1 protein-coding gene is annotated in these 373 nt (G+C 70.8%); it reads right to left on the reverse strand.

Annotated elements, in window-relative coordinates; genetic code table 11:
* A partial coding sequence (tssI, locus tag DM373_RS28515) for a type VI secretion system tip protein TssI/VgrG (RefSeq protein WP_157966918.1) occupies window positions 1-373 on the reverse strand: 373 nt, incomplete at both ends.

Below are 373 nucleotides of genomic sequence, written 5' to 3' on the forward strand. Positions count from 1 at the left end.
GTACAAAAGCTCCTGCCCGGCGCGGTCTTCCATGGCCAGCTCGTTGTAACCACCGCCGCCGCCCAGGCTGCGGCTGCGCAGCACCGTGCGGCTGCGGTATTCGGGCAGGGCATAGGGTGGCGGGTGCAGGCTGTCGGGCAGGCAGCCGCTGACCACCGGCTGGTCGGGGTCGTTGTCGAGGAAGCTGACCACCACCGCCATGCCGACCCGGGGCAGCGTGACCGCGCCGTGGTGATCGCCGGACCAGCTGGACATCACCCGCAGCCAGCAGCTGCTGTGCGCGTCGTTGCGGCCTTCGCGGTCCCAGTGGAACTGCACCTTGACCCTGCCCAGGGCGTCGCAATACACCTCCTCGCCGGCCGGGCCGGTGACC

This window comes from Pseudomonas sichuanensis, assembly GCF_003231305.1.
Classification (GTDB): domain Bacteria; phylum Pseudomonadota; class Gammaproteobacteria; order Pseudomonadales; family Pseudomonadaceae; genus Aquipseudomonas; species Aquipseudomonas sichuanensis.